The organism is Streptomyces adelaidensis (assembly GCF_016598475.1).
Taxonomy (GTDB): Bacteria; Actinomycetota; Actinomycetes; order Streptomycetales; family Streptomycetaceae; genus Streptomyces; species Streptomyces adelaidensis.
The window spans coordinates 1-10,126 of record NZ_JAEMUX010000150.1 but is presented as its reverse complement, the minus strand read 5'-3'; the positions used below and the strand labels follow the sequence as shown (position 1 = coordinate 10,126).

5 protein-coding genes are annotated in these 10,126 nt (G+C 72.3%); 2 read left to right on the top strand and 3 right to left on the bottom strand.

What is annotated here, in order from left to right; all coding sequences use genetic code 11:
- Positions 1 to 189: 189 nt before the first annotated feature.
- Together I8N67_RS39910 and I8N67_RS39905 are read right to left on the bottom strand one after the other, a co-directional pair.
- A complete protein-coding gene (locus I8N67_RS39910) occupies positions 190 to 2,889 on the bottom strand; it encodes a serine/threonine kinase C-terminal domain-containing protein (protein ID WP_200309206.1) in 2,700 nt (899 codons plus the stop codon).
- 376 nt (positions 2,890 to 3,265) lie between these two features.
- The gene (locus I8N67_RS39905; RefSeq protein ID WP_200309205.1) at positions 3,266 to 5,422 is read right to left on the bottom strand and encodes a serine/threonine-protein kinase; all 2,157 of its coding nucleotides are present in this window, start codon (positions 5,420 to 5,422) and stop codon (positions 3,266 to 3,268) included.
- A gap of 284 nt (positions 5,423 to 5,706) precedes the next feature.
- On the opposite strand from I8N67_RS39905, the gene I8N67_RS39900 reads away from it, so the two are divergent.
- On the top strand, positions 5,707 to 6,792 hold the full coding sequence (locus I8N67_RS39900; RefSeq protein WP_307835511.1) for a serine hydrolase domain-containing protein: 1,086 nt from the start codon (positions 5,707 to 5,709) through the stop codon (positions 6,790 to 6,792).
- Positions 6,793 to 6,815: 23 nt separating this feature from the next.
- Here I8N67_RS39900 and I8N67_RS39895 read toward each other — a convergent pair whose 3' ends face one another.
- Positions 6,816 to 8,522, bottom strand: coding sequence for a glycerol-3-phosphate dehydrogenase/oxidase (locus I8N67_RS39895; protein ID WP_200309204.1), 1,707 nt, complete (start codon positions 8,520 to 8,522; stop codon positions 6,816 to 6,818).
- Positions 8,523 to 8,795: 273 nt separating this feature from the next.
- Between I8N67_RS39895 and I8N67_RS39890 the strand changes: the two genes are divergently transcribed.
- Entirely contained in the window at positions 8,796 to 10,004 is a 1,209-nt protein-coding gene (locus tag I8N67_RS39890; protein WP_200309203.1) for a nucleotide sugar dehydrogenase, read from the top strand.
- The last annotated feature ends 122 nt before the right edge of the window (positions 10,005 to 10,126 follow it).

Here is a 10,126-nt window from a genome sequence, read left to right as displayed (position 1 = left end):
AGCGGCCCGCGCCCCGGGAAACCGGCTCGGCCGCACAGAGACATCACTGTGACGGTTCTCGCTTCCACGACCGGAGTGAAACCTTCCGCCGCCGACCCGCCGACGCCCCCGACACCCGTGCCGCACCCACCCGGTGAGGCACGCTCAGCCGGTCACCGGTGAAGCCCTCAGCCCTCACCGGAAAGACCCTCAGCCGGTCACCCGATACGTGTCCGCCGCCTGCTCGTACAGCCGCGTCACCTCGTCCCGCTCCGCCTCCGGCCCGCTCAACTGCACCACGTGGTAACGCCCGTCGAGCAGAATTGCGAGGTTCCGTACGTAGACGCCGCGCCCCTCGGAGTCCTGCCAGGTGAACTGCCCCTCGGCCATGGTCACCCCGCCCACCTCGACCAGCCGCATCCCGGTGGACGTCGCCCAGGACGAGTCGCGGAACGGCTGCAGCTCCCGCTCGTCCTCGCGCTGGTACTTCAGCGGATCGCTGCCGTACGTCGCCGCGCTGTCCCGCCCGGGGACGAGGACCAGCTCGAAGTCGCCCTGGGAGTACACGATCTGACCGCGCCCGTTCTTGGCGCTGCGGTCCCATCCGCTGGCGACGGCGACCTCGAACCCCTCGGGGTCCTCGCGCAGGGTGAACCCCTGGGCGACCTCGGGGCCGCCGGTCTGTGCCTGCGTCGAACCGGACGACTCCGACGGGCTCGCCCCGCTCCCGCTCTCCTCGCCGCCGTCGGGCGAGTTCGAGTTCTGGTCGGGCCGGGGCTCGCTGCTCGCCTCCGGCGCCGGACTCGGCTGCGCCGCGGTGTCCGTACGGCTCCCGCTGTCGTCGCCCTCGCTGCTCGGCGCGGCCTTGGGCATGAACACCATGGCGTACGTCACCGCCGCGGCCAGCGCGAGCAGGACCAGCAGGAGCAGGTTCCGGCCCAGCTTGCGGGGTTGCGGGGGCTTCTGCCGGGCGCGCTTGTGACGGGCGTGCGCGCTGGTCGCGGGCAGCTTGGCCCGGCGCTTGCGGACGAGCTCGCCCCGCCGCCGTACGATCGGCAGCCGGCTCGCGTCCACGGGCGGCGCCGGGACGACATGCGTACCGGCCTCGGGCTCCGGCGCCGACCGCACCAGCGAGCGCAGCCAGCCGCGCAGTTCCTCGAAGTCGAGCCGCTCGGTGGGGTCCTGGCGCAGCAGCGACTCCACGACGGGTCGCAGCGGTCCGCACTCCTCGGCGAACGCGGGCGGCTCCGCGCACACCATCTGCACCAGCTCGGCGGTGTTCTCCTCCGGGTACGGCGCATGCCCCTGCACGGCCCGGAACAGCAACGCCCCCAGCGCCCAGAGATCCGTCGCCGGTCCGATCGGCGCCGCCAGCTGCCAGTTCTCGTGCACCGGCCCGGCCTGCTCCGGCGCCCAGCGCTCGGTGACCGGCCCCACCACAGCCATCCGCGCCTGCCGCGCCCGCTCGGCGGCGAGCGCTGTGGCAGGACCACGACGCGGGGCGGACCCGGCGACGACGCTGTCCCAGGGGGTGGCATCCGCGACACCGTCGACGACCGGGAGGGCGCCGCCGTTCACGGAGTCGGCGTATCCGGCGTCGAGTGACGAGCCATGGGCCGGGGCCAGGTGTGTGCCGCCGGTGTCGTGTCCGTCGAAGGTGAAGGTGTCGTCGCCCTGGCCGTAAGCGCCGTTGGCGCCGTTGGCCCCATTGGCGCCGTTGGGGGTGCCGGGCGTAGGCGTCCCCCCGCGCGGCAGCGCGCCGTGCCAGGCGTTCGTGGCGCCGCCGGTGGTCTGGACGCCGTACGGGTCGGCGATCTGCCCCGGCGGCTCCGTGCCCGTCCCCGCGCCGGGCGTCAGCTCGCCGTCGCGTCCGGCGGCCGTCGGTGCCGTATCGTCCTGCGCCGCCCCGGGCGCCGGCCGCTGTGCGGGCAATGCCGTGCTCGGCCCGCCCCGCTGGTCGTCGTGCACCCGGGCCGCGGCCCGCGCTCCCGCCCGGTACGCGGCGATCGCGCCCGCCCGCGCCGCCCGGGCGTCATTGCCGGCCTCCAGCACGCGCTGCCCCCCGGAGGGGTCCGTGACCGGTGCGCTGCCCGCCCTGGCCTCTATCGCGGCCCGCCTGGCGGCTTCGGGGTCGGTGCTCCCGCCGCCGGTACCACCGGGCAGCGCGCCCCCGGGTGCCAGCGCCGCGCGCGCCCCGGGAACACCACCGGGCGCCACCGCGTCCCGACGCGCACCCCCACCGGGCCCGGGCACTCCCGTGCCGCCGCCAGGCATCTCAGTGCCGCTTTCGAACTCCCGTGCGGGCACCGGGTCGTACCCGCACAACGCCTCTTCCGCCGCGCCGGCCGCCAGCCCCGTGAGCATCACCCGGCCGTCGTCGCAGACCAGCACCGTACGGGCGGTGATGTTCCGGTGCACCCAGCCGTGCGCGTGCAGCGCCCGCAAGGCGGTGAGCACGTCGGAGGCGACCTCGGCCGCCCGGTACGGCGTCAGCGGCTGCTCGGCGAGGAGTGCCGCCAGCGGCCGCGCGGACACCAGTTCGCTCACTATCCACAACGAGCCGCCCTCGGCGAACACGTCGAAGACCTGGTCGAGCCGAGGGTGGTCGGGTATCTGCGCGGCGGCCTGCGCGGCCTCGATCGCCCGCCGTACGGCCGGGTCCGTGGGCCGGCGCGTGGTCCGCGCCGAACCCCGGCGCACCCCGCTGTCCCGCGCCACATACCCCTCGGGCAGCCCGTCCGAGTCGAGCACCTCCGCCTCGACGACTTCGGGCAACGGCACCTGCCGGACCAGGACTTCCTGTCCGCTGTAGGTGTCGAAGGCCCGGCTCTCGGCGAGTTCGTACTCGTCGGAGGGCGGCAACGGCAGGCGATAGCGGTCGGCGAGTACTCGCCCCGCGTATTCGTCCACGATGCCCTCCCCCGGCCGCCGGGTTGGTCAATTCCGTTCGCCTCGCGTCCCGTTCCGTTCTGGATGCGTACGGTCCGCAGCCATTCACGATACGTGCCGGAGGCAACTCACATTGCGTCGATGCGATATCTCGCCCGTCTCGAATGCGCTCGAACGCCCTCGATCTTCCCCGGAACACCCGCCCCCGAACTCACCCGGCGGGCAGAACTCCCGAAGCCGAGCTCATATCGACGGGCCTCACCCCGGCCCGCGCCCCTCATGCCCCCTGCGGCACCCAAGCTGAAGCACGAAACCCGCACCCGGCCACAGCCTCGAACGCACCGGCGCGCAACAGCCCACCCACTCACGCGCCCCACCGCGTACGCCGCCCGCCGCCTCACGACTTCTTCGGCTTGAACGTTTCCGTGAACGTCCGCCAGGTGTCCTTGCGCAGCTCACCGCTCCACTCCGACGCCTTCGCGGTGTACATCAGCGCGTACCCCTGCTGCGAGTCGACGACGAATCCGCGGTCGATCGACCGGTACTTCGTGCCGCTCTCCACATAGGTGAACTCCCAGTCGGCCGTGTTCCAGCCCCGGTAGTCCACCGCCTCTATTCGGATCCGCTTGTACTGCGAGCGCGTCATGTACCGCTCTTGGTTCTTCCAGTCCGCGACGGCGTCGTCCTTCGGCGTGGTCGTCCAGCCGATGAGCAGCCGCTGCCCGTCGGGACCGGAGAACCGGGCCCCCGCGGCGTCCGCGGACTGGTACTTCCACCCGGCGGGCAGCCCGATCGAGAACCCCTGACCGCTCTTGTACGTCTCGGTCGCGATGTCTCCCGAGTCCCCGGAGCCGTCACCGCTCACCGAACCGCTCGACCCGCCCGTGGGACTCGGCGAACCGCCGGTGGACCCGGTCGACCCCTTGGTCTCCTGCGTCGAGTCGCCGTCCGGACTGGGATCGGAACCCTTGTCGGTGTTCTCGTCCTTGCCCTCGTCGTCGCTGCTGCCCGACGCCGTCCCGCTGGACGCGGCCACCTTGGTGTCGGTGCCCTTGCTGTTGTCCGAACCGCTGTCGTCGCCACCGAGGGTGAGCGCCAGCACGGTCCCGAGGACGGCCAGCACCACGGCCACCGCTATGACCGCCAGCGTCCGCCGCGACACCACATCGGTGATCGGCGCCCTGGGCACGGGCCGCGGCGGCAGATCCGGCGGCGGCACCTCGGGCCACCCGGAAGTCCGCCCCGCGGGAACGGAGTTCCCCGCCCCGGCGCCGGACGCCGCGTCGGCGCCACACACCCCGACAGCACCGGCGGCCGCCCCGGCCACCGACTTGCCCACGGCCTGCCCCGACCCACCACCGGCCTTCTGCGCGGGCACGCCCGACGAGACCCCGACGGACGCGGACCTCGACGTGACAGCCGCCGAGGACGCGACCGGAGCGGCCTCGCCGGAAGCCACACCGGACTTCGCACCGGACGCACCACCGGACGTTCCCGTCGCGGCACCGGCAGCCGCAGCCGCAGCAGCGCCCGCCGCCCCGGACGCCCCCTTCCGCATGGACCACCGAGGCGCACGCGGCCGCTCCCCGGCCACCTTCGCCCCGGCCCCGCCGGAACCACCCTTCTTCGGCCGCTCCTCCGGCACCGGCGGCAACGGCACGACCCGCGTCGCGTCCGCCGGCTCGACGTCCTTCGGGTCGGGCGCGTGGATCACGGTGTTGAGCATCGCCCGCGCACCGGAGTCGTCGAGCCGCCGCTCCGGGTCCTTGGTGAGCAGCCCGAAGATGACCTCCTTCAGCGCCCCGGCCCGCTTCGGCTCCGGCACCTGCTCGGTCATCACCGCGGTCAGCGTCGCTATGGCCGACCCCTTGTCGTAGGGCGGCACCCCCTCGACCGCCGCGTAGAGCAGACCGCCGAGCGACCACAGGTCGGCCGCGGGCCCGGGCTTGTGGCCGCGGGCCCGCTCCGGCGAGATGTACGAGGGCGCGCCCACGAGCATGCCGGTCGAGGTGATGGAGGGGTCGCCCTCGACCTGCGCGATACCGAAGTCGGTGAGGACGACCCGGCCGTCGTGCTTGTCGATCAGCACGTTCGACGGCTTCACGTCCCGGTGCAGGATGCCCTCGCGGTGCGCGGCCCGCAGCACGTCGAGGATCGCGAGCCCCACCTCGGCGGCCCGCCTCGGTTCGAGCACCCCGTCCTCGCGGATGACCTCGGCGAGCGACTTGCCCTCGACGAGCTCCATCACGATCCACGGCCGGTCGTCCTCGTGGACGACGTCGAAGACCGTCACCGCGGCGTTGTTACGGATCCGCGCGATCGCCTTGGCCTCGCGCAGTGTGCGCGTGATCAGCCGCCGCTTCTCGTCCTCGTCGATGCTCGACGGGAACCGCAGCTCCTTTACGGCGACCGTACGGCCCAACGTCTCGTCCATGGCACGCCACACCGTGCCCATGCCGCCGCGACCGAGCACCCCTCCCAGCCGGTACCGCCCGGCGAGGAGACGTGCGTCCTTGTCCTGACGGGAATCCCCAGCCCGCTCCGCCTCCGACATGCGTCCCCTCATACAACCCGCCCTGACAGAGCCTCCATTGTCGCTCACCGGCAAACCGCCCCACGCCTGGGCCCCCCTCAACCAGCCACACTTCACAACCATCCGCGGGCAATTCAGCCCGTCCGGGCGTTCGAGGACGAGCCCGAAGGACGACAAGCGGGGGTCCGGGGGCGCAGCCCCCAGGAACGGGACGGGACGGGTAGGGGCGGCGGGGGCGAATCCAAACCCCCACCCAGCTCCCTCCCAGGTCCATCCCGCATCATGTGCCGCGACAAGGGAGGACCGTGATTCCGCCATCACCCAGGACGCGCCTGACCCGCCTGGCCGTCCCCCTCTCCCTCACCCTCCTCGCCCTGGCCCCCACCGCCACCCGGCAACACGTCGCCTCAACCCCTGAACCTCTCCTCCCCCTCCTCGTCAGCCAGGGCCACGCCCCCGCCGCCGCCCTACTCACCACCGACCCCTCCGGCACCCGCTACACCCACGCCGAATCCACAACCGCACCCGAGGCCACGCCCACCCCCCTCAACCGCGCCGACCACTTCCGCGCGGGCAGCATCACCAAGACCTTCATCGCCACCGTCGTCCTGCAACTGGCCGCCGAACACCGTCTGTCCCTCTCCGACTCCGTCGAGACCCACCTCCCGGGCCTGCTCCGCACCCCCGACACCGACAGCCGGACCATCACCCTTCGCGCCCTGCTCACCCACACCAGCGGCCTCGCCGACTTCACCGCGGCGACCGAGGGAACCGTCCCTGTGACCCCCCGTCAAGCCGTACGCCTCGCCCTCACCCTCCCCCCGACCACCCCCGGCCGCTTCGCCTACTCAAACACCAACTACGTCCTGCTCGGCCTGGTCATCGAGCAGGTCACCGGCCACCCCTACGCCACCGAGGCCGAGCGCCGCGTCATCACTCCCCTCCGCCTGACGGGCACCTCGTTCCCGGGCGCCGTCTCCGCGCTGCCGGACCCGCACGGGCGCGCCTACTCCGCCGACGGCACCGACGTCACCACCCTGGACCCCCGCGTGGCCGGCGCGGCGGGCGAGCTGGTCACCACGCTCCCCGACCTGAACCGCTTCTACGCGGCCCTGCTCGGTGGCGACCTGCTCCCGCCCCGCCAACTGCGCGAGATGCTCGACACCCGCACCGCACACGGCGGCTACGGCATGGGCCTCTACCCCGTGGAGCTCCCGTGCGGCATCACGGTGTGGGGCCACAACGGCCGCATCTCCGGCAGCTATGTGCGCACCGCGGCCACCACCGACGGCCGTCGCGTCCTCACCTTCCGCGTGAACACCGACGCACCGACGGACCCGAACCTCGAAACCGCCCTGCTCACGGCCGAGTTCTGCCCCGGCACCTCATAAGAACCGGCGTCCCGCCCCGCCGCCTACAAGGGCACGATGTCCGGCGCCCCCAGCCGCGCCGCGTCGGCCGTCAGGTCGTCCGGCTGCCGCTGCGACTCCCGCTCGGCCTCCACCCGCTTGCGATAGTGCTCGACCTCCCGCTCGATCTGGTCCTTGTCCCAGCCGAGCACCGGAGCCATCAACTCCGCGGCCTCCCGCGCGCTGCGCGTACCCCGGTCGAACGTCTCGATCGAGATCCGCGTACGCCGGGTCAGCACATCGTCGAGATGCCGCGCCCCCTCGTGCGAGGCGGCGTACACCACCTCGGCCCGCAGATAGTCGTCCGCTGCCTGCAACGGTTCACCCATGGCGGGATCGGAGCCGATGAGGTCGAGCACCTCCTCGGCGGCGGACCCGTACCGGTTCAGCAAATGCTCCACCCGCACCACATGGAGCCCGGTGCTCGCGGCGATCCGCGCCCGCGCGTTCCACAGCGCCCGGTAGCCCTCCGCACCCAGCAGCGGCACGTCCTCGGTGACGCACTCGGCGACCCGCTGGTCGAGCCCGTGCACGGCGGCGTCCACCGCGTCCTTGGCCATGACCCGGTAGGTCGTGTACTTGCCGCCGGCCACGACCACCAGCCCCGGCACCGGATGGGCGACGATGTGCTCGCGCGAGAGCTTGCTGGTGGCGTCCGACTCCCCGGCGAGCAGGGGCCGGAGCCCGGCGTAGACACCCTGCACGTCGTCCCTCAACAGCGGCACGGACAGCACGGAGTTCACATGCTCCAACAGGTAGTCGATGTCCGCGCTGGACGCCGCCGGATGCGTCTTGTCGAGGTCCCATCCGGTGTCCGTGGTGCCCACGATCCAGTGCCGCCCCCAGGGGATCACGAAGAGCACGGACTTCTCGGTGCGCAGGATCAGCCCGGTCGTGGAGTGGATCCGGTCCTTGGGTACGACCAGATGGATGCCCTTGGACGCCCGGACATGGAACTGGCCGCGCTCGCCCACCATCGCCTGGGTGTCGTCGGTCCACACCCCGGTGGCGTTCACCACCTGCCTGGCGCGGATCTCGTACTCGCCGCCGCCCTCGACGTCCTGCACCTTGGCGCCGACCACGCGCTCGCCCTCGCGCAGGAACCCCGTCACACGCGCGCGGTTGGCGACCTTCGCCCCGTACGACGCGGCCGTGCGCACCAGGGTCGCCACATAGCGGGCGTCATCCATCTGGGCGTCGTAGTACTGCAACGCCCCGACCAGTGCGTCCTTCTTCAGACAGGGCGCGATGCGCAGGGCGTGCCGGCGCGTCAGATGGCGGTGCACGGGCAGGCCCCGGCCATGACCGCGGGCCATCGACATCCCGTCGTACAGTGCGACGCCCGCGCCCGCGTACGGCCGCTCCCAACCCTTGTGCTGCAAGGGGTAGAGGAACGGCACGGGCTTCACCAGATGGGGCGCCAGGCGCTCCAGCAGCAACCCGCGTTCCTTCAGCGCCTCCCGGACGAGGGCGAAGTCGAGCATCTCCAGATAGCGCAGGCCGCCGTGGATCAGTTTGCTGGACCGGCTGGAGGTGCCCGACGCCCAGTCGCGCGCCTCGACCAGGCCCGTGGACAGACCGCGTGTCACGGCGTCCAGGGCCGTGCCCGCACCGACCACTCCACCACCCACGACCAGCACATCCAGCTCGCGCTCGGCCATACCCGCCAGTGACTCGGCTCGCTGCGCCGGTCCCAGTGCCGCTGTCCTCACCGCTGCCTCCCGCTGTTTGTCGCGCTGGTCTCACCTGTCCGGCAAGACCCGGCTCACATCCCCCGTTCCCAGAATTCTGACCGTGTTGCCCGAGTTCGGCCACCACCCGTCCCCCAGCCTGTGGATAACTCCACGGGACGCGCGCAGAAAAACAACTCCCCAATCCCGCATATCGGTCATATTTACTCCTAGTCTGACATTGCGCTCGCTCATCCAGTCCACAGGGCTTGCGCGCCTGTCCCGCTTCGGTTACTGGGAAGGACGGCCCACGCCATGCCCGCAGATCTCGCTGTCATCGGACTCGGTCAGCTCGGCCTGCCGCTGGCCCAGGCCGCCGTCGCCGCCGGCATCCCCACGCTCGGTTACCGCACGGGCCCCGAGGGCGGCTCCCTCACCCCCGCCGAACTGCGCCGCATGCTCGCCGGTGGCTTCAGGCCCAGCACCAGCCCCGCCGAACTCGGCCGGGTCCGTACGGCCGTCATCTGCGCCCCCACCCCACCCGGCGCCGACGGTTCGCCCGACCTCGCCCAGGTGGCGGAAGCCGCCCGCACGCTGGCCGCCCGGCTGCGCCCGCACACCACGGTCATCCTGGAGTCCCCGGTCCACCCGGGCACGACCGAGGAATTCCTCCGTCCGCTCCTCGAAGAGGGATCGGGCCTGCGCGCGGGCCGCGACTTCCACCTCGCCTACTCCCCCGCCCGCGTCGACCCGGGCAACCGCGACTTCGTTCCCGCCCACACCCCCAAGGTGATCGGCGGCCTCACCCCCGCCTGCACCGAGTCGGCCGCCACCTTCTACGGCCGCCTCACCGACAAGGTCGTACGCGCGCGTGGACCACGCGAGGCGGAAACGGTCCAACTCCTTGAGACCAACTACCGCCACGTCAACATCGCCCTCGTCAACGAGATGGCCGTCCTCTGCCACGACCTGGGCGTCGACCTGTGGGACGTCATCCGCTGCGCCGAGACGAAACCGTTCGGCTTCCAGGCCTTCCGCCCCGGTCCCGGCGTCGGCGGCCACGCCCTCCCCCAGGACCTGTCCAGCCGCTCACCCCGTGCCCTGCGCATGGTCGAACTGGCCCAGCGGGTCAACAACCGCATGCCCCAGTACGTCGTCCAGCGCGCCGCCACCCTCCTCAACGAGCACGGCAAGTCCGCCCGAGGCGCCCGCGTCCTCCTCCTCGGCGTCACCTACAAGCCCGACATCGCCGACCAACAGGGCACCCCCGCCCACGAGATCGCCCGACGCCTCCTCGAACTGGGCGCCCACGTCAGCTACCACGACCCCCACATCCCCGCCTGGAGCGTCCTCGACCGCCCCGTCCCCCGCGCCGACTCCCTCTACGACGCCACCGCCGACGCCGACCTGACGATCCTCCTCCAGCACCACCGCACCTACGACCTCCAGGGCCTGTCGGTGAAGGCACAACTACTGCTGGACACCCGAGGGGCCACGCCGACGGGGGCGGCGCACAGGTTGTGAAGGGGGCGCACGATCCAGCCCCGGCCTCCAGGGCTGGTGGCAGACGACGGCCCACGCCGGTACCGTACGGAAACAGGCGGAGCCCACCGCAACGGACACTGCGGCAGGCTCCTGGATGGATC

Coding starts and splice junctions, on each gene's coding strand:
- I8N67_RS39905 (WP_200309205.1), bottom strand. CDS start 5,422: ATGTCGGAGGCGGAGCGGGCTGGGGATTCCCGTCAGGACAAGGACGCA.
- I8N67_RS39890 (WP_200309203.1), top strand. CDS start 8,796: ATGCCCGCAGATCTCGCTGTCATCGGACTCGGTCAGCTCGGCCTGCCG.